14 protein-coding genes and 1 tRNA gene are annotated in these 19,174 nt (G+C 71.3%); 7 read left to right on the plus strand and 8 right to left on the minus strand.

Annotated features, from left to right (window positions below):
• Positions 1-235 precede the first annotated feature (235 nt).
• The 4 genes from ACWGST_RS08470 (at position 236) to ACWGST_RS08485 (ending at position 3,899) form a co-directional block, all read left to right on the plus strand.
• Positions 236-895 (plus strand): C40 family peptidase, encoded by a 660-nt coding sequence (locus ACWGST_RS08470; protein ID WP_452046228.1) that lies wholly within the window; start codon positions 236-238, stop codon positions 893-895.
• Between the two features lie 327 nt (positions 896-1,222).
• Positions 1,223-1,720 (plus strand): HNH endonuclease, encoded by a 498-nt coding sequence (locus ACWGST_RS08475; protein ID WP_452046229.1) that lies wholly within the window; start codon positions 1,223-1,225, stop codon positions 1,718-1,720.
• Positions 1,721-1,837: 117 nt separating this feature from the next.
• The gene (locus tag ACWGST_RS08480) at positions 1,838-2,950 is read left to right on the plus strand and encodes a hypothetical protein (protein ID WP_452046230.1); all 1,113 of its coding nucleotides are present in this window, start codon (positions 1,838-1,840) and stop codon (positions 2,948-2,950) included.
• Positions 2,951-3,122: 172 nt separating this feature from the next.
• Complete coding sequence (locus ACWGST_RS08485; protein ID WP_452046231.1) at positions 3,123-3,899, plus strand: CHAP domain-containing protein; 777 nt, start codon at positions 3,123-3,125, stop codon at positions 3,897-3,899.
• Between the two features lie 80 nt (positions 3,900-3,979).
• Here ACWGST_RS08485 and ACWGST_RS08490 read toward each other — a convergent pair whose 3' ends face one another.
• Positions 3,980-5,062 (minus strand): lactonase family protein, encoded by a 1,083-nt coding sequence (locus ACWGST_RS08490; RefSeq protein ID WP_452046232.1) that lies wholly within the window; start codon positions 5,060-5,062, stop codon positions 3,980-3,982.
• Between the two features lie 137 nt (positions 5,063-5,199).
• Between ACWGST_RS08490 and ACWGST_RS08495 the strand changes: the two genes are divergently transcribed.
• Positions 5,200-5,274: transfer RNA gene (locus ACWGST_RS08495), tRNA-Arg, on the plus strand.
• A gap of 147 nt (positions 5,275-5,421) precedes the next feature.
• Here ACWGST_RS08495 and ACWGST_RS08500 read toward each other — a convergent pair.
• The 4 genes from ACWGST_RS08500 to ACWGST_RS08515 all read right to left on the minus strand — a co-directional run bounded on the left by ACWGST_RS08500 (position 5,422) and on the right by ACWGST_RS08515 (position 11,354).
• The gene (locus ACWGST_RS08500) at positions 5,422-8,805 is read right to left on the minus strand and encodes an SNF2-related protein (protein ID WP_452046233.1); all 3,384 of its coding nucleotides are present in this window, start codon (positions 8,803-8,805) and stop codon (positions 5,422-5,424) included.
• Between the two features lie 101 nt (positions 8,806-8,906).
• Positions 8,907-9,599 carry a TMEM175 family protein gene (locus ACWGST_RS08505; protein WP_452046234.1) on the minus strand — a complete coding sequence of 231 codons (693 nt, stop codon included), beginning with the start codon at positions 9,597-9,599 and terminating at the stop codon, positions 8,907-8,909.
• Positions 9,600-9,648: 49 nt separating this feature from the next.
• Positions 9,649-10,755 carry an ATP-dependent DNA ligase gene (locus ACWGST_RS08510; protein ID WP_452046235.1) on the minus strand — a complete coding sequence of 369 codons (1,107 nt, stop codon included), beginning with the start codon at positions 10,753-10,755 and terminating at the stop codon, positions 9,649-9,651.
• Positions 10,756-10,838: 83 nt separating this feature from the next.
• On the minus strand, positions 10,839-11,354 hold the full coding sequence (locus tag ACWGST_RS08515; protein ID WP_452046236.1) for an Lrp/AsnC family transcriptional regulator: 516 nt from the start codon (positions 11,352-11,354) through the stop codon (positions 10,839-10,841).
• 143 nt (positions 11,355-11,497) lie between these two features.
• Between ACWGST_RS08515 and ald the strand changes: the two genes are divergently transcribed.
• The gene (gene ald / locus ACWGST_RS08520; RefSeq protein WP_452046237.1) at positions 11,498-12,595 is read left to right on the plus strand and encodes an alanine dehydrogenase; all 1,098 of its coding nucleotides are present in this window, start codon (positions 11,498-11,500) and stop codon (positions 12,593-12,595) included.
• Positions 12,596-12,670: 75 nt separating this feature from the next.
• Here ald and ACWGST_RS08525 read toward each other — a convergent pair whose 3' ends face one another.
• The 3 genes from ACWGST_RS08525 to ACWGST_RS08535 all read right to left on the minus strand — a co-directional run bounded on the left by ACWGST_RS08525 (position 12,671) and on the right by ACWGST_RS08535 (position 15,007).
• Positions 12,671-12,964, minus strand: coding sequence for a metal-sensitive transcriptional regulator (locus ACWGST_RS08525; RefSeq protein ID WP_452046238.1), 294 nt, complete (start codon positions 12,962-12,964; stop codon positions 12,671-12,673).
• Complete coding sequence (locus ACWGST_RS08530) at positions 12,961-13,269, minus strand: rhodanese-like domain-containing protein (RefSeq protein WP_452046239.1); 309 nt, start codon at positions 13,267-13,269, stop codon at positions 12,961-12,963. The genes ACWGST_RS08525 and ACWGST_RS08530 overlap by 4 nt, the downstream gene beginning before the upstream one ends.
• 85 nt (positions 13,270-13,354) lie before the next feature.
• Entirely contained in the window at positions 13,355-15,007 is a 1,653-nt protein-coding gene (locus ACWGST_RS08535) for an FAD-dependent oxidoreductase (protein WP_452046270.1), read from the minus strand.
• 198 nt (positions 15,008-15,205) lie between these two features.
• Between ACWGST_RS08535 and ACWGST_RS08540 the strand changes: the two genes are divergently transcribed.
• Complete coding sequence (locus tag ACWGST_RS08540) at positions 15,206-18,976, plus strand: AAA family ATPase (RefSeq protein WP_452046240.1); 3,771 nt, start codon at positions 15,206-15,208, stop codon at positions 18,974-18,976.
• The last annotated feature ends 198 nt before the right edge of the window (positions 18,977-19,174 follow it).

Raw genomic sequence — 19,174 nt, forward strand, 5'->3', positions numbered from 1 at the left:
CCGGTGGGGTGACATCCGATGTCGTGGGGCGACGGAGGTACACATCTTGGCTCGATTCTCACGGCGGCGGCTGAACAGAAACCCCGCCCGCGGAGCTGCGACGAAGGCGATCATCGCCGCGAAAGCACCCGTTTCCCCCAGTTCCACCCAGCCTGACGCGGCTGCTCGCGTCGCCGCGACGCCATTGCCGTCGACGCGTCGACTGCGGCGCGGCCCGCTGGCCAACGTGCTCGTCATGTCGGTCGCGGCCGGCATCATCGGCACGCTCGCCATACCGGCGTACGCGTTCACTCCCGGCTCCGCCGGGCTGCAGTTCGGCGAGACCGATGTGACGAAGCTGACCAAGGCGCAAGCCCAGTCGGTCGAGGTGACCGACGACGTGATCGCGGCACCGGTCACGAAAGACGGCTACGACGCCGTCACCGGCGCCGACATCAAGGCCGCTGCCGATGCCGAGGCCGCCAGGGTCGCCGCCGAAGCGGCGATGAGTTCGTACGCCGCCTCGTACTCCGGACCCTCGGTCGGCGACTTCCTCGCCAACCCGCCCTACCCGGGCTACGACCTCGCGAGCGTCTACAACGTCGCGACGCAGTACATCGGGGTGCCCTACGTCTACGGCGGCGCCACGCCCGCCGGCTTCGACTGCTCGGGCTTCGTGATGTACGTGTACGCGCAGTTCGGCATCAGCATGCCGCACTCCTCGTCGGGGCAGGGCGCCATGGGCACCCGCATCTCCGAGGCCGACGCGCAGCCGGGCGACCTCGTCATCATGCCCGGGCACGACGGGTTCTACGCCGGCAACGGCATGATCCTGCACGCGCCCTACGAAGGTGCGTCGGTTCGCGTGCAGCCCATCTGGACGAGCGATTACTACATCGTGCGCATCGGAATCTGATCCATGAACATCGCATGACTCCATGCATGGATGGCGCGCCGGAAGTTTCCGGCGCGCCATTCGTGATCTACGCTGAAACCCTGACGATCCGAGAAACCGGGCAGGGGAAGCCGATGGTGAAGTCGTGCAGCATCCATTCCACGGATGCGCGCGCGCTCTTCGACCAACGGCGCAGCAGTCGAACGAGCACGAACCGGGCCGAGGCCTCGACGGGCACTGTCATCACGACGGTGCCCGTTCTCTGTTTTCGGGCCACCCGGCATACCCTCGGAACGCCGATCCGTTCACGCGGCTGGAAGCCATCCAGCCCCGATCGAAAGGCACTCCATGCGCACACTCGTGCTCAATGCGGGCTATGAGCCGCTCGCCGTCGTCTCGTTCAAGCGGGCGCTGCTCCTCGTCATGAACCACAAGGCCACCGTCATCCAGCACGAAGTCGGCAATCCGGTGTGCGCCGCGAGCGGCTCGTGGCAGCGACCGAGTGTCATCCTGCTCACGCGCTACGTTCGCCCGCCGCGATTGAACCAGGCTCCGGTGAGCCGCCGCGGCGTGCTGCGCCGCGACGACCACCGCTGCGCGTACTGCGGCCGGGCGGCGGCCACGATCGACCACGTGCTCCCGCGCTCGCGCGGCGGGCGCGACACGTGGGAGAACCTCGTCGCCTGCTGCCTGCGCTGCAACAACACGAAGAGCGACAAGACGCCGGCCGAGATGGGCTGGGAGCTCCGCTTCACGCCGACCCGCCCGAACGGGCGCAACTGGGTCGCGCGCGGGTTCGAGCGGCCGCTGCCGCAGTGGGACGAGTACCTCGTGACCGCGGCCTGACCCTCCTCATCGGCCGCGCCCGGCGGAACTCCTTCCCCTGGGGGCGCCACCGGGTCTACGCTGCGGATCGAGGAGCGGATTTCGGCTCCACCGGCGCGGTAGTTCAGGAGGCTCGGAATGAGCGAATCTTCGTCCCTCACCCGGATGCTCCGGCATCCGGTTCGAAGCGCCGAGGCCGCGGAGTCGTCGGCGCTCCTCATCGGGGCTGCGGCCCTCGTCATCGGCACGCTGATCGGCCTGTTCGTCTTCTGGGATCGCGACGTGCCGATCTCCGGGCGAGGGTCGGTCGGCATCTTCGCGGCGATCGGCGGCGCCCTCGCCGCGATCGCCGCATTCGTGATCGGCTGCTTGCTGAGACGGTCGCGGACCCGCGTCGCTCCGGGGAATCGCCGGCGCTTGTACTGGTTCGACGTCGTCGCGCTCGCCGTGGCGCTCGGCGTGATCGCGCTCCTCGGCTGGACCGGCCTCGCGTCGCTCTTGAGCGAGAGCTTCGTCGGCGCCCTCGTCTACGGCATCCCCGCCGCCATCCTCGGCGGAGCGGCGATGGCGATCACCGCGTACATGGCCTACCTCTCAGCGGTGAATCTCACGCCGATGCTGCTCTCGCTCGTGCTGGCGCTGTTCCTCGCCGTCGGCGCGCTCGCGAGCATGCTGAGCGCGACCGACCCGCTCTGGTGGCAGAAGAACCTCAGCACCCTCGGCATCAGCGACGACATCTCGGCCCTGGCGTTCAACCTCACGCTCATCATCGCGGGCGTGATGGTGACGACGATCGCCCATTACGCAACCGCGTTCCTGCCCGCCGACAGCGTCGCCGAGCGACGAGGCCGCAACCTCGTTCGTTTCGGGCTCATCCTGATCGGCGTCCTGCTCGCCTGCGTCGGCATCTTCCCCGTCGACGAGTACCTCGGTGCGCACAACCTCTCGGCGACCGGAATGGCGATCGTGTACGTGGCGATGGTGTTGAGCCTGCCGGCACTGCTCCCGTCCATGCCGAAGGTGTTCATCGTGCTTGGATACGCGTACGTGGGCGTCATCGTGGTGCTCGCCGCGTTCTTCATCAGCGGGTACTACAACCTCACCGCCGTCGAACTGATCGTCGCCGTGCTGGTCTTCAGCTGGGTCATCGTCTTCCTGCGCAACACCGGCGCGGTCGGGCAGGGCGGCGACGAGCCGCAACACCCGCACGATGAAGTGCAGGCGGTGACAAAGACGCAGCATGTGCCCTAAGGTGAAACGAGTCGGGCGCCCCTGAGGTCACCGACACCCGAGAAGCCACTCCGTTCCCGGGCTGCACTGCGGCCTCGAGCGGTGCCCGGAGGTCCCACTGTTGAACGCCGACGACACGAACGACGCATCGCAGCGCCCGCGCTCCGGACGTCGGTCGGCCGACCGTGATCGTGTGCGTCGGAGCGCCTCAGCCGAGCGGCGGCGTGCCGCGTCGGCGAGCCGCAGTCGCCCGGCACGCGTCTTCGCGACCGTGCTCGTGGTGCCCGCGATCGTCGGCACCATGGCGCTGCCGGCGTACGCGTTCATGCCGGGCGGCGGCACGCACGAGACATCCGGCACCTTCAGTCTCGCCAAGGCCCAGGCGCAAGACGTCGAGGTCTCGTCGCTCGTGAGCGGCGCCGAGCTCTCGAGCGAGGCGTACGAGGTCGTGACGAAAGCCGACATCGAGGCGGCGCGCCTCGACCAGGAGGCCAAAGACAAGGCGGCCTGGGCCGCGAACCTCGCCTCGCGGGGCAGCGGCAGCTACGCCATCTACACCGTCAAGGCCGAGGGCGACGACTACCCCTGGTGGGATCAGACTCCCGACGACTACGGCGGCGGCCTGTCGCCGTTGCGCTACTACTACCGCGAGTGCGTCGACTTCGTCGCCTGGCGACTGAACCGCGACGCGGGCGTCACGAGCGCCCCGTGGAAGTGGGACTGGTCGAACCTCGCTTCGGGCAGCGCATACGCCTGGGCCGATGCCTGGGCGAGCAAGGGCTGGCCGACGTCGAGCGAGCCGGTCATCGGCGCGGTCGCCTGGTTCCCGTACAACCACGTTGCGTACGTGCAGTCGATCAACAGCGACGGCAGTGTCAACATCGAGGAGTACAACCAGAACTCCGATCACTCGTACCACCGGCGCACGATTCCCGCCGGCGGGGCGCTCTACTTGTACCCGCCGGGCTGAGCCCGCTGCGTGCTCGCTACGCGCGCGCCAGGCACGAGCCCGCCAGTGGTCGAGTAGGCCCGCCAGGGCCGTATCGAGACCTACGCGCGCGCCAGGCACGCTGGCGCGGGCGTCGTGATCGTGCTCACGACGGCGGTCGGCACCCCTTCGGCGTCGAGCGCGACGACGGCGATCGAGTCCGAACCCTGATCGGCCACGAGCGCGAACCGCTCGTCGTGCGTCAGTTCGAGATCGCGCGGGTGCCGCCCACCTGTCACGACCGTCGCCACGAGCTCGAGCGTGCGCGCCTCGGCGTCGAAGCGCAGGCCGCGAATGGCGTCGGCGTCGCGGTCGCCGATGAGCACGATGCCGCCGCGGGTCAGGCGGATCGCCGAGCTGCCCAGCCCGCGCGGTTCGACGTCGTCGCCGATCGGGAACCAGGCGACCTCGCGCCGCGCAGCGAGGTCGAGGATGCTCGCGGTGCGGTCGAGTTCGTTCGCGGTGATCGCGAGGTCGCCGGCGATCACGAGGTGGCGGGGGCCGGCGCCGGCGTGCAGCACGATGTCGTCCGCCTCATCGTGGTCGAGGCGATCGGGCAGGCCGTCGAGCGCGAGCACCCGCACCCGGTCTGCGCCGAGGTCGGGCACGAGCAGCTGGTGTCGGGCAGCGTCCACGACGGCCTGATGCGGGTGCGATGACCTCTGTCGTTCGGCGTCCGGACCGGTGCCGGTGAAGTCCGCGGCGAGCGCGACGTCGGCCGGGGCGTCGGGCACCGGGCGGTGCACCGACAGGCGCGCGCCCCAGTAGTTCGCGACGAACAGCGACTCGCCGCCCTCGTCGAACGCGAGGTGGCAGGGGTCGGCGGCGCCCGTCGCACCGGGCAGGCCGAAGGGTGCGACGGCGGCGCCCTCGATCGTCCAGGTCGAGACGAGGCCGCCCTCGAGCTCGTGCACGACGCCGAGCACGCCGGCGGCGGGGGCGAGCGCGAGGAACATGGGGTTCGGCCCGACGTCGACCGGATCGCCGAGCGTCGTCGTGCCGTCGGCCGCGACATCCAATGGCCGGATGCCTCGCGCCGCAGTGCCGAGCATGCCGAGCGTCGACGCGCCCACCCAGAACCTCGTGCCCGTGCCGGTGCCCGTACTTGTGTCCGTGCTGGCGCCCGTGCTCGTAAACTCGCCCATGCCGCCCCGTTCTGCGGCCCCGCCGCGGTTCACCGACGCTCGCGCGCCGCAGCCCACGCTACCGCGATGCAGTTCGTCTGCTCGGTGGTCGAGGCGCGGCCTCGACCGGCAATCGCAGGAAGTAGACTCTTACGGCCGCCCCCGTAACTCAGGGGATAGAGTGCCGACCTCCTAAGTCGGAAGCGCAGGTTCGAATCCTGCCGGGGGCACCATATTCGCGACTTCGAACCGGCGACACGTGCAACCGTTCACCTCGGTTCCCGCGACGGTTTGCGCCACTACGGCGCTTTGGAATTGTCCTCCAGCGCAAAAAACGTCGCGCGAAGGGCACGCGCGAAGGGCGCACGCGCGAGCGGGCATCACCCGCCGATGAGCCCCCTGATGTCGTCGGCCGTGAGCGTCTCGCTGAACAGTTCGCCGTCGTCCATGAGCGAGGAGACGAGCTTCGCCTTGCGGGCCTTCAGGGCCATGACCTTCTCTTCGATCGTGCCCTCCGCGACCATGCGGTAGACGTTGACCGACTTCGACTGGCCGATGCGGTGCGCCCGGTCGACGGCCTGCGCCTCGCTCGCGGGGTTCCACCACGGGTCGAGCAGGAAGACGTAGTCGGCCTCGGTGAGGTTCAGGCCGAAGCCGCCGGCCTTCAGGCTGATCAGGAACACGGGCGCGTCGCCCTCGCGGAACTTCGTGATGACGTCGCCGCGCTTCGTCGTCGAGCCGTCGAGGTACGCGTACGGCACGCCGGCTGCGTCGAGCCGGGCCGCCGCGAGCTGCAGGAACGAGGTGAACTGGCTGAACACGAGCGCGCGGTGCCCCTCGGCGACGACCTCGTCGAGCTGGTCGAACAGCGCATCGAGCTTCGCCGACGGCACCTCGGCGTACTGCTCGGAGTCGATGAGCGCGGCGTGCAGGCTGAGCATGCGCAGGAGCGTCAGAGAACGGAACACCGTGAAGCGGTTGCGATCGAGGTCGTCGATGAGCCCCAGCAGCTTCTGCCGCTCGAGCTGCAGGAACGCGTCGTAGATGTGCTGGTGCTCGGGGTCGAGCTGCACGGTCAGCACCTGCTCCTGCTTCGGCGGCAGCTCGGGGGCGACGACGTCCTTCGTGCGGCGCAGCATGAACGGGCGGAGGCGTCGGCGCAGGGTCGCGAGCCGCCCGGCGTTGTGGTCGTTCTCGATCGGCCGGGCGAACCGCTCGGCGAAGCCGCGGGCCGACGGGAAGAGCCCTGGCGCCACGATTTTCAGCAGCGCCCAGAGCTCCATGAGGTTGTTCTCGACGGGCGTGCCGGTCACTGCGAGGCGGAACGGTGCACGGATGTCGCGTGCCGCCGCATTCGCCTTCGATGACGCGTTCTTCACGAACTGCGCCTCGTCGAGCACGAGCCCCGACCACTCGAGGCCCGCGAACTCGGGTGCGTCCAGGCGCAGGATCGCGTAGCTCGTCACGACGATGTCTGCGCGCGCCGCGACATCCGAAAGCCGTGTGCCGCTCGCCCCGTGCGTGGCCGTCACCGCTTCGACGCGCAGCCCCGGCACGAAGCGCGCGGCCTCGGCCACCCAGTTCGAGACGACCGAGGTCGGCGCGACGACGAGGAACGGGCGTTGCTCGCCTTCGGAGGAGGAGGCGGTCTCGAAGGCGTGAGCGATGAGCGCGAGGGTCTGCGCGGTCTTGCCGAGGCCCATGTCGTCGGCGAGGATGCCGCCGAGCCCGTGGCGGTGCAGGAATGCGAGCCAGCGGAATCCTGCGAGCTGGTACGGGCGCAGCTCCATCGCGAGCCCAGTGGGCGGTGCGATCTCGTCGACGCCGTCGGCGGCGCGGAGCCCGGCGACCGTCTCGCGCCACGCGACGGCCGTCTCCGACTGGTCGGCGAGGTCTTCGAACTCGGCCCAGAGGCTCGTCTGGTAGCGGCTGATGCGCAGCCCGGCCTCCCATTCGCGCAGCGATCCGGCCTCTTCGATGAGCTCGCGCAGCGGGTCGAACACGGGCTGCTTGAGCGAGAGGTAGCTGCCGTCGATGAGCAGCAGCTTGGCCCGGCCCTTCGCGAGCGCGCTGAACAGCGGCCCGAACGGCACCTTCTTGCCCTCGACCGTGACGACGACGCCGAGGTCGAACCAGTCGGTGCGCTCGCTCTCGACCGTGCTGACGGTCAGCTTCGGAGCCTCGACGAGTTCGCGGTACGCCGGCGGATCGCCGACGACCTCGACCCGCAGCCGATCGAGCTCGCGCAGTCGCGGCAGCAGCCGAGCGGTGAACTCGGCGCTCGCGAGCCCGCGCAGCGTCGCTTCGGGGCGCAGTCGCGGTTCGGTCGCGTCGGTCACAGCCGGGAGCCCGGCCGGGTCGTCGGCCAGCAACAGGGCGGCGGATGTCGCGACGAGTCGCTCCTCGACGGGGTCGTGGAACTCGGCGTCGGGCGCATCGAGCGCGAACCGGCGCCCGCCGTCGGCCTGCCACTGCCACTCGAGGCGCACGACGTGGCCCGGCTCGTGGTGCATCGTCGCGACGAGTGTCGCAGGCGGCAGCTCGGGCAGCTCGAAGCTGCCGTCGCCGCTCGCGAGTCGCAACGAGCGGGCGAGCGAGGCGTACTGCTCGTCGACGAAGGCCTCGACCTCGGCGGCGGGCACCACGATGGGAGCGCGACGGCGTACCGCAGCGCGGCCGGCGGGGGTGAGCGGTGCCGCGAGCGGGGCGAGCGTGATCGTGCCCGCTGCGAAGTCGAAGGCGTAGACGCCGTGGTCGGCGATGAGGCGCACCTGCTCGCTCGGGTGGCTGCGCTCGCCGACCGTGATCGACGGGGTGAGCACGAGGTCGGCGTCGAGGTCGTCGGGCTCGGGTTCGTCGTTGCCCGGCCCCGCTCGTCGTGCGTCGAGTCCGATCACCGCGGGTCCGGCGACGCCGATCGCCGTGCGAGTCGTCGAGCCGACGAGCGCGATGCCCAGCCGGGGTGCCGCCTCCAGCAGCGCCCAGAGGGTGGCGCTCTCGTACTCGTCGACCGAGATCCACGCCGAACCGTACTCGGCGAACGCGGAGTGCCGGTTGCCCTTCAGCAGCGAGAACTCGGCGAACCAGCGCGCCTGCGCCGGATCGAACCCCCCGGCCCGACCCTGGAAGCCGACGTTCTGCCAGGTGAGACTGCCCTTGATCCAGCCGCCGCGGGTGCCGCGCGTCACCGGGCGCACGGCGAGGCGGGCGACGGATGCCGCCGACGACGCGGGCTCGTCCTTCGCGGACTGGCGTGCGCTGCGACGCCCGGCCACCCGCTCGCGCAGTTCGAACTGGAGCGCGAGGGGTTGACGGGTCGCCGCGGCATCCGCTCGCCCTGCTGCACCGTCACTCGCGCTCGCGCCCGCCAGCGCCGCCAGCTCGTCGCGCCATCCGGCCGGTGTCGCGCCGACGGCCCGGGGCACCTCGATCGCGGCGGCCTCGACGCGATCGCGGCGGTGCCGATCGGCGGCGGCGAGCAGCGCGGCGGCGACGTGCTTGCAGTTGCGGCCGACGGGGCACGTGCAGGCACCGGCGAGGATCGTCGCGCGACCGGGCATGCCGAGATCGAGCTTGACCGTCGAGTGGTACGGCGCAGGTGCCGTTCCCTGCACCTCGGCGCTCAACCGGAAGTGCGCGGGATCCCAGTTCAGCGAGAGCACCCCGCCCGCGCGCTCGACCGTGCGGCCGCGGCTCAGGGCCAGGGGGCCGACGAATCGCGCGATCGCGAGTTCCTCCACGAAGGGGTACGTGTCGACGGGCATCCTTCAATCGTCGCACCCCGCAAGGGTCGGAAATGCACACGCGGGTGCGGTTGCAGCGTTCGGGCGACGATTGCAGACGGTTCTCGATGCCGGCCGGCGGCTCAGCCGGCCTCGCGGCCGCTCGGATGGGCCGCGGCCGACGCCCGGATTCGGGCGATGCGACGGGCGGCCCAGCGCCCGCTGAGCGGGCCGACGACGAGCAGGAGCAACCAGGTGTAGCGCCCCCAGTCGGCCCCGAACAGGTACGCGACGGGAATCGAGGCGAGGAACACCGCCGGCGTCGTGAGCGTGTCGATGAGCTTGACGGTGTCGGCCCTTCGCGGGAGCGGGTCGCGCAGCACCCCGTCGCGGCGCGCGACGTAGAAGACCGCCGTCTGGGCGAGCACCGCCATGCTGATGTTCAGCGCGTAGACGGCGACGGGCAGCGGCAGTTCGCTGAGTTCGGCATCGCTGATGCCCTGGGTCGAGAAGGGAATGAGCACGACGAAGGCGATCGCCACGAGGTTCGCGGTGATCGTCGCGGGCGAGATCGCGCCGAAGCCGGCGACGATGCGATGGTTGGCCCGCCAGAACACGGCGATGACCGCGAAGCTGATGCCGAAACCGAGCAGTTGCCAGCCGAGCCCGCTCGCGAGCAGGGCGCCGACGCTCGTCCACTCCGAGGCCGGCGGCGGTTCGACGTTGATCACGAGCAGGGTGAGCGCGATGCCGTAGACGGCGTCGAGGAACGCGAACGTGCGAGCGAACTCGACGCCGTCGCGTTCGTACCGACGCGAAGCGGTCGCCGTGGTCATCTGCTGTCGCCCTGTCGACACGCCGCCCGTCGCCTCGCCGCCCATCGAATCAGCCGAGCACGTCGTCGAGGTCGTAGGCGACCGGGCGCTCGATCTGCTCGAAGGTGCACGAGCGCGGCTCGCGGTCGGGCCGCCACCGCTCGAACTGGGCCGTGTGGCGGAACCGGTCGCCCTCGAGCTGGTCGTAGCGCACCTCGGCGACGAGTTCGGGCCGCAGTTGCACGAACGAGACGTCACGGCCCGACGAGAAGCGGCTGCGCTCGGTCTCGCCGGTGACCGCCGCGCCGTCGTCGCCGCGCACGACGTAGGGCGCGAGCTCGTCGATGAGTTCGAGACGACGGGCGTTCGAGAACGCCGACATGCCGCCGACGTTGCGGAGCCGGCCCTCGTCGTCGTAGAGGCCGAGCAGGATCGAGCCGACGCCGTTGCCCGAGGCGTGCACGCGATAGCCGAGCGCGATCACGTCGGCGGTGCGGTGGTGTTTCGCCTTCAGCATCACGCGCTTGCCGGGGGAGTACGGTGCGGCGAGCGGCTTGGCGACGACGCCGTCGAGCCCGGCGCCCTCGAACTCCTCGAGCCAGCGGCGGGCCAGCTCGACATCCGTCGTGATGCGGGTGAGTCTGATCGGGTCGCCGATGGCGCCGACGAGTCGTTCGAGTGCGGCGCGGCGCTCGGAGAACGGTCGGCCCAGAAGCGATACGCCGTCGGACTCGATCAGGTCGAACGCCACGAACATCGCGGGCGTCTCTCGGGCGAGCAGCTCGACCCGGCTCGCGGCCGGGTGGATGCGCTGCGAGAGCGCCTCCCAGTCGAGCCGCGCCGTGCCGGCCCCCGCCTTGCCGGCGCCCGCCGTGCCGGCCCCCGCCGTGCCGGCCCCCGCCGTGCCGGCGCGGGTCGTGGCGACCACGATCTCGCCGTCGAGCACGCACGGCCCGGGCAGCAGGCGCGTGAAGGCCTCGACGAGCTCGGGGAAGTAGCGGGTCAGCGGCTTCGCCCCGCGGCTGCCGATCTCGACGTGCTCGCCGTCGAACGCGACGATGCCGCGGAAGCCGTCCCATTTCGGTTCATACGCGAGACCGCCCGGCACGGAGTCGGGGTCGGGCACGCCGGGCACGGCCTTGGCGAGCATGGGGGCGACGATCTCGTTGGGCGCCATGGCGTCCACCATAGAACCGGATGCCTCCACTGGCGACCCTGGGCGGCTGAGATCACCCAACCACGTCCACCTTAGAACCAGCCTCAGATCACCGCGCGAAGCCCCGCCGACAGGGCGGTGTGGTGCTCGAACACGAGGTTCGTCTCGGTGAGGGCGACGGCGGGGTTCGCCGAGAGGTTCTTCAGCACGAACTGTCGCACGTGGTCGCTGTCGCGCACACGCACGTGGATCAGGAAGTCTTCGGAGCCGCCGAGGAAGAAGAGCTGGGCGACCTCGGGCTGAGTGCGCAGCTCGTCTGAGATCTGCTCCATGAGATGCCTCGCGCCCGGGCGGATGCGCACGCTCACGAGCGCCTGCAGGTGGTAGCCGAGGGCCGCGGGGTCGATCTCCGCGGTGTAGCGCACGATGACCCCGCGTTCACGCAGCGAACGCACGCGCGCGAGGCACGTCGACGGTGAGACGCCGACCGCACGCGCGAGATCGACATTCGAGATGCGCGCGTTCTCGTGCAGCCGAGCGACGATCTGCTGATCGATCGCGTCGAGCACCACGGGTGTGGACTCTGCGCCGGGTGCGCTGATCTGCGGTGTGTCGGGCATCGAGACATCCTTGAATCGAATGAATGAAGTGGATGTCTCGATTCTAGCGAATTCTGTACGGATCAACTGTCGAGACGACGAACAAGCCGCGACAATTGATGCACTCGTCATCACGAGATTCGGTTCACAGCAACGGAGCAACCATGCGCATCGGCGTGCCTGCAGAGATCAAGAACAACGAATTCCGCGTCGCGATGACGCCCGCCGGCGTGCACGCGCTCGCCGGCCGCGGTCACGACGTCGCTATCCAGGCCGGCGCCGGCACGGGAGCCGGCTACCTCGACGCCGAGTACGCCGAGGCCGGGGCCACGATCGTCGCGACCGCCGCAGAGGCGTGGTCGGCCGACCTCGTGCTGAAGGTGAAGGAGCCGATCGCCGCCGAGTACGGCTTCCTCCGTGCCGACCTCACGCTCTTCACCTACCTCCACCTCGCGGCCGACCTGCCCCTGACCCGGGCGATCCTCGACTCGGGCGTCACCGCCATCGCCTACGAGACGGTGCAGCTCGCCGACCGCTCGCTGCCCCTGCTCACCCCGATGAGCGAGGTCGCCGGGCGGCTCGCGCCCCAGGTCGGCGCCGCCGAACTGCTCGCCTCGAGGGGTGGCCGCGGCGTGCTGCTCGCTGGCGTTCCCGGCACCTCTCCCGCGAAGGTCGTCGTCATCGGCGGCGGCGTCGCCGGCGAGCAGGCCGCAGCGACCGCGCTCGGCCTCGGCGCCGACGTCACGGTGTTCGACATCTCGCTGCCGAAGCTGCGCGAGATCGACGCGCGCTACGACCACCGCATCCATACGCTCGCCTCGTCGCCGTACGAGATCGCGCGTCAGCTGAAAGACGCCGACCTCGTCGTCGGCGCCGTGCTCGTGCCGGGTGCTGCAGCGCCGAAGGTCGTCAGCGACGCGATGGTGGCGTCGATGAAGCCCGGGTCGGTGCTCGTCGACATCGCCATCGACCAGGGCGGGTGCTTCGAGGGCTCGCACGCCACGACCCACGCCGACCCGACGTTCCGGGTGCACGACGCGATCTACTACTGCGTCGCCAACATGCCCGGCGCCGTGCCCGCGACGTCGACGCCCGCGCTCACGAACGCGACGCTGCCCTACACCCTGAAGATCGCCGACCTCGGCTGGGAGGCTGCGCTCGCGGCCGACCCCGCGCTCGCCAAGGGGCTGAACGCCACGGCGGGTCGTCTCACGAACGAGGGTGTCGCCACGGCGCACGGCCTCGAGCTCGCGTCGGTCTGACGCCGTCGGCTCCCCGACCGGCCGGTCCGCTCCCCGGGCCGGCCGGACCTCGGGCGGGTCCCGCGCCGGCCACGCTCACGAGAGCGTGAGGAAGAGCTTCTCGAGTTCGTCGACGCTGAGGCGCCCCGAGTCATCCGTCGCCTGCTGATCGTCGGTCTCGGCGAGGCACTCGCGCATCGCGGTCGAGATGACCGCGAAGCCGGCCTTGTCGAGCGCGCTCGAGACGGCGGAGAGCCGGGTCACGACCGTGCGGCAGTCGGCGCCCGACTCGACGGCGTCGATGACGGCGCTCAGCTGGCCGCGGGCGCGCTTCAGGCGATTGGCGATGCGCCGCTGCGCGTCGGCCTTCGACGGTGTTTCGCTCGTCACGACGCCCCGCCGAGCGTGACGGGAAGACCGGCCTGATACCAGGCCATGATGCCGCCGTCGATGTTCACCGCATCGATGCCGCGGCTCTCGAGGTACTGCGCGGCCTGGGTGCTCCGCCCGCCCGCGTGGCACAGCACGTAGACGGTCGTGTCGGCGGGCACCTCGTCGACCCGTGCGACGAGCTCGCCGAGGGGGATGTCGAGGGTGCCCTCGATTCGGGCCTGCGCGAGTTCGCTCGGTTCGCGCACGTCGAGGATGACGGCGCCGGTGATGTCGTGCACGGCGTTCGGGGTGGTGGATCGCATCGGGGCTCCTGTATCGGTCGGGGGCTGGGTCTGGGTCGGTCTGAGGTTCGGGTGCCGGCTTCGGGGTCGAGCGCCGGTGCGTCGCTCAGGCGGCGAGCGGCACCTCGGCGAGCGCCCGGGCGCGCTGCCCGTCGCGCCAGGTGAGGTACCCGCCGTCGAGGTTCACGACGTCGTGCCCGAGCTCGGCGAGCAGGCGCGCCGCGGTGTGCGCGCCCTGTCCGACGCGGCAGTGCACGACGACCCGGCGGCCGGCGAACTCGGCGTGCCGTGCGCGCAGTCGCTCGACCGGGATCCACTGCGCGCCGGGGACGCGCCCCTCGGCGAGCTGGCCCTCGGCGCGCACGTCGATGAGCACCGCGCCGCCGGCGAGCTCGTGCTCGAGTTCGTGCCACTGGATCACGCGGTCGTCGCCGGCCGCGAGGTTGCGCGCGACGTAGCCGAGCATGTTGACGGGGTCTTTCGCCGAGCCGTACTGCGGCGCGTAGGCGAGTTCGAGATCTGCGAGAGCGGATGCCGCGAGGCCCGCGCTCATCGCCGTGGCGATGACGTCGATGCGCTTGTCGACACCGTCGGTGCCGACGGCCTGGGCGCCGAGGATGCGGTCGTCGGCGGCATCGACGACGAGCTTCAGCGAGAGCGGCGCAGCGCCGGGATAGTACGTCGCGTGCGAGAACGGGTGCGTGTGCACGACCCGCACCTCATGGCCGCGCTCGCGGGCGGTGCGCTCGGTCCAACCGACGCTCGCCGCGGTCAGGCCCGCCGCGTCGACGATCGCGGTGCCGAGGGCCGGCCGCGCCGGGGCGGTGTCGCGGCCGGCGATCGTGTCGGCGACGGCGCGTCCGTGACGGTTCGCGAGGCCGGCGAGGGTCGCGAGCCGGCCCGAGCCGTCGACGGCATCGCGCTTCTCGGCGGCGTCGCCGATCGCGAAGATCGCGGGGTCGCTCGTACGGTGCAGGGCGTCGACGGCGATGCCGCCGCTCGCGCCGATCGCGAGCCCGGCGTCGGCCGCGAGCGAGGTCTCGGGGGTCACGCCGAGTGCTGCGACGACGAGGGCGGCGGCGATGCGACGGCCGTCGTCGAGCACGACGTGGTCGGCACCGATCGAGGCCGCAGTCCGGCCGAGTCGCACGTCGATGCCGAGGCCCGCGAGATGGTCGGCGACGGGCGCCGCCATCTCTTCGTCGAGCGCCGCGAGCACGTGCGTGCCGCGTTGCACGAGGGTGACCGCGAGGCCGCGCCGGTGCAGGTTGTCGGCCATCTCGACGCCGATGTACCCGCCGCCGATGACCACGACCGGGGCGCCCGCCGTCAGATCGCCCAGTCGTCGCATCAGCCGGTCGAGGTCGTCGAGAGTGCGCAACGCCTGCACCGGGGCATCCGTCGCCATGCCGGCCGGCCGTCGCGGAGCGGCGCCGGGTGAGAGCACGAGCTCGTCGTAGGCGATCTCGGTCACGGTGCCGTCGTCGAGCCGGCGCACCGCGACGGTCTTCGCGGCCCGGTCGATCGCGACGGCCTCGTGACGCACGCGCGCATCGATGCGGAATCGTGCGGCGAGCCGCTCGGGGCTCTGCAGCGACAGGGCGTCGCGATCGGCGATCACGCCCGACACGTGGTACGGCAGTCCGCAGTTGGCGAACGAGACCTCGCCGCTGCGTTCGAGCACGATGATCTCGCGCCGCTCGTCGAGGCGGCGCAGGCGGGTGGCCGCGGACATGCCGCCGGCGACGCCGCCGACGATGACCGTCGTGCGATGCGCGAAGGTCGCGGATTCGAGCGTCGCGGACTCGGAGGTCTGGGATTCGAGCGTCGGGGCAGGGTTCTCGGGCAGTGCTTGGCTCACCTCGGCGAGGTTAGCACAATACCCTGGGGGTATCGGAAGAGCCGCGGGCGCGGCGATGCTCCGAGGAATCCGCGTGATTGCACGTATGGTATCCGTGTGCGGCGGCTCGATCGGAATCACGACGAGGAGGACATCCTCGACCCCGAGATCGACGCTGCCGCCGAGAACCTCACCCCCGACACCATGCGACACGACAACACGAGCCCCGAAGCGCTGAGCCTCGGCGACCCCGACCTCGTCGCGGGCAACGTCGCCGAACCCGCCTGGCGGCGCTGGAACGCCGAGCTCGCAGCCGTGGGCGGCCGCTCGCCGCTCGTGCGCTTCGTCGACACCCCGCGCACCCGCATCGAGCTCTCGACGACGCATCCCGGCGGCCTGCCGCAGTTCATCACCGGCAAGTCCACGCTGCTGTCGAGCCTCATCCGCGACGAGCTCGCGTTGCGCAACGCCCGGCTCGCTGCCGCCGAGATCACCCAGAAGGGCATCGAACTGCGCTCGGTGCGCGGCATCGAGTCGGTGCACCTCGCCATCGGGCTCGCGTCGTGGCGCAACGCCGGCGAGGAGTTCCTCGCGCCCGTGCTGCTGCGCCCGCTCGCGATCCGGCGGTACGGCCGCGACTTCGAGCTGAAGCTCAAGGGCCAGCCCTTCCTGAACCCCGCGCTCGCCCGCGAGCTCCGCGAGCAGTTCCAGATCACGCTCGACGCCGAGGCCTTCGTCGCGCTCGCCATCACGAACGGGGTGTTCAAGCCGCAGCCGGTGATCGACCGGCTGCGCGGGCTCACGAGCCACCTGCCGTGGTTCCATGTCGCGCCGCGGCTCGTCGTGTCGTCGTTCGCCGAGGTCGGGCCCGAGATGGCGGCGGATGCCGCGAAACTCGACCACCCCGTCATCGATGCGATCGCCGGCAACCCGGCCGCCCGCGCGGCCGTCGTCGCGGCGACCGGCGAGCGGGTGCGCGCGGTGTCGCAAGACGCGCGACCGCCGTCGACCGACACGCTGCTGCTCGACGCCGACCCCGAGCAGGAGCAGGCGGTCGCCGAGATCGAAGCGGGCACCTCGGTCGTCGTCAAGACGCTGCCCGGCACGGGCGGCACGCAGACGATCGTGAACGCGATCGGCGCCCTCGTCGCGAAAGACAAGCGCGTGCTCGTCGTCGGCGCGCGACGGGCGAGCCTCGACGGCATCGCCCACCGCCTCGGGCAGGTCGGGCTCGGCGGCGCCGCCGTGACGACCGCCGGGCTGCGCCGTGAACTCGTCCAGTCGATCTCGCGCAACGAGAAGGCCGAGCGGCCGCGCGTCGCCGACGTCGACGACGCCCTCGTGCGCCTTCGCAAGGTGCTGCTCGACTACCGGTCGGCGCTCACTCGCAAAGACCCCGAGCTGCACGTCTCGGTGCTCGACGCGCTCGGCGAGCTCGCGAGCCTCGCGCTCGTGCCGAGCCCGCCGTCGACGACGGCACGACTCGACCACGCCGCCCTCGCGGCGCTCGCCGGCGGTCGCGACGACGTCGCCCGCGATCTCGCTCGGGCCGCGGCGCTCGGCGAGTTCCGGTACGGCCCCGGCGACTCGCCCTGGTACGGCGCGTCGTTCACCTCGTCCGAAGAGGCGACGGCCGCGCACGAACTCGCGAAGCGGCTCTCGCGCAGCGACCTGCCGCGCCTGCTCGATCGGGGCCGCGCGCTCATCGCCCAGACCCGACTGCGCGAGTTCGAGTCGGTCGCCGAGCTCGGCGTATTCCTTCGGCTGCTGCTCGACGTGCGCGAGACGCTCGACCGCTTCCAGCCGTCGGTCTTCGACCGGCCGCTCGGCGAGCTCATCGCCGCGACGTCGTCGCGTCGCGAGTCGCCGGGGATGTCGGGTGCGAACCGTCGCCGCCTGCGCCGGCACGCGCTCGAATTCGTGCGCCCCGGGGTGCACGTCTCAGACCTGAACTCGGCGCTCCGCGGCATCCAGCAGCAGCGCACCCTCTGGCAGCGCTACTCCGACGCCGGTGCGATCCCCGGCGTGCCCGTCGGCATCGACGACGTGCACGTGGGCTACCAGCACGTCATGGGCGACCTCGCGGCCCTCGATGCCCCGCTCGGCGTCGTCGGCACGCAGCGTCAGCTCGCCGCGCGGCCGGTGCGCGAACTCACTGCGAACCTCGCCGGGCTCGCCGCCGAGTCCGAGGTGCTGACGAACCTGCAGGAGCGCACGGCGGTGCTCACCCGCCTCCGCGATCTCGGCCTCGACCCGCTGCTGCTCGACCTCGCCGAACGCCACGTGCCCGAACGGGCCGTCGCAGCAGAGCTCGAGCTCGCCTGGTGGCAATCGGTGCTCGAGTCGATGCTGGCGACCGAGAAGGCGCTGCTCGGCGCGAACACCACGGTGCTCGACCGGCTCGAAGGCGACTTCCGCCTCGTCGACGAGGCGCACGCCTCGGCTGCAGGGCCGCAGCTCGCCTGGCGCCTCGCCGAGAACTGGAAGGTCGCGCTCGTCGACCACGCCGACGAGGCCGGACGCCTGAAGCGGATGCTCCGCGGCGACCGGGTGCGCCCCCAAGACCTGCAGGCCGAGACGCCGCACCTGTTCCGCGCCCTCGCGCCGATCTGGCTCGCCTCGCCGTACGACGTCGCGGCCATCGACGACTCGATCGCCTTCGACACCGTGATCCTCGTCGATGCCGGGGCCACGAGCATCGCCGAGAACCTCGGTGCGATCCGCCGGGCGAAGCAGGTCGTCGCGTTCGGCGACCCCGTGACGCAGACGCCCACACTCTTCGAGACGGGCATCGACGATGCCGAGCACCCGCGCAGCTCCACGACCGAGCACGGCGTCGACGCGCTGCACGCCGACTCCGCGCTCGCCCGCCTCGGCGAGCTGCTGCCGACGCTGACCCTGACCCTCAGCTACCGCGCGGGCGGCGAAGACCTCGCCGAACTCGTGAACAACCGGTTCTATGCGGGCCGCATCGCCTCGCTGCCCTGGGCCGGCAGCTTCCTCGGCCACGGCAGCCTCGGTCTGCACTACGTCGCCGGCAACGGTCTGCCCGACTCGATCACCGGCACCGTCGAATCGATCGACTCCGAGGTCGCGAAGGTCGTCGAGCTCGTCATGGAGCACGCCGTCAAGCGCCCGCGCGAGTCGCTCATGGTCATCACCGCGAGCACCAAGCACGCCGGGCGCGTGCACCAGGCGGTGCTCGCCGCGTTCGCCAAGCGCACCGACCTCTCCGACTTCATCCTGAAAGACCGCGCCGAGCCGTTCACGGTGCTGACCCTCGAGCAGGCCGTCGCGCAGAGCCGCGACCGCGTGATCTTCTCGGTCGGCTACGGGCGCACCCCGCACGGCCGCCTGCTCTCGAACTTCGGATCGCTCGGCGAACCCGGCGGCGACCGGCTGCTCGCGGTCGGCATGACGCGTGCCCGCCGCTCGATGGACCTGGTCTCGGCGTTCCGCCCCGACGACATCGACGAAGACCGGCAGAGCCACGGGGTGCTCGCCCTTGCCAACGTGCTCTCGCAGACCGAAGAGCGTGCGGCGTCGCCGAGCGCGACCGGCGAGGCGCCGTCGATGGTGCACGATCTCGCGGCACGGCTCGAGCGCCGCGGCATCCGGGTCAGTGTCGGCCATCGCGGCCGGCTCGCGCTCGCCGCCGCGAACGCGGGCAAGGCCGTCGTCGTCGAGACCGACGACGCCCTCGCCGGGCTCAGCCTGCGCGAGTCGCTGCGGCTGCGGCCCGAGGTGCTGCGCCGGCTCGGCTGGCACTACCTGCGGGTGCACAGCTTCGAACTCTTCGGCAATCCCGAGGCGGTCGCCTCACGGGTCGCGTCACTGCTCGGCAAGCCCGACGCAGAGCGAGCGGATGCCGCGGCCGAACGCCGATGACCGAAGAACCGCGTCAGCGCGTCGAACGTGCAGCGGGGCGGGCGCGCCGTGCCAAGCTCACGCCCGCGCCCGGCTCCGACCCGTCGCCCGAAACGCCCGTCGATCGTGCGCCCGAATCGGCGCCGCGGCAGACGGGCAAGGCCCGCCCCGCGTCATCCGACGACGAGCGTCTGACGCGGGACAGGCCGCCGCACTGGC

This window comes from Agromyces sp. NPDC055520, assembly GCF_053619715.1.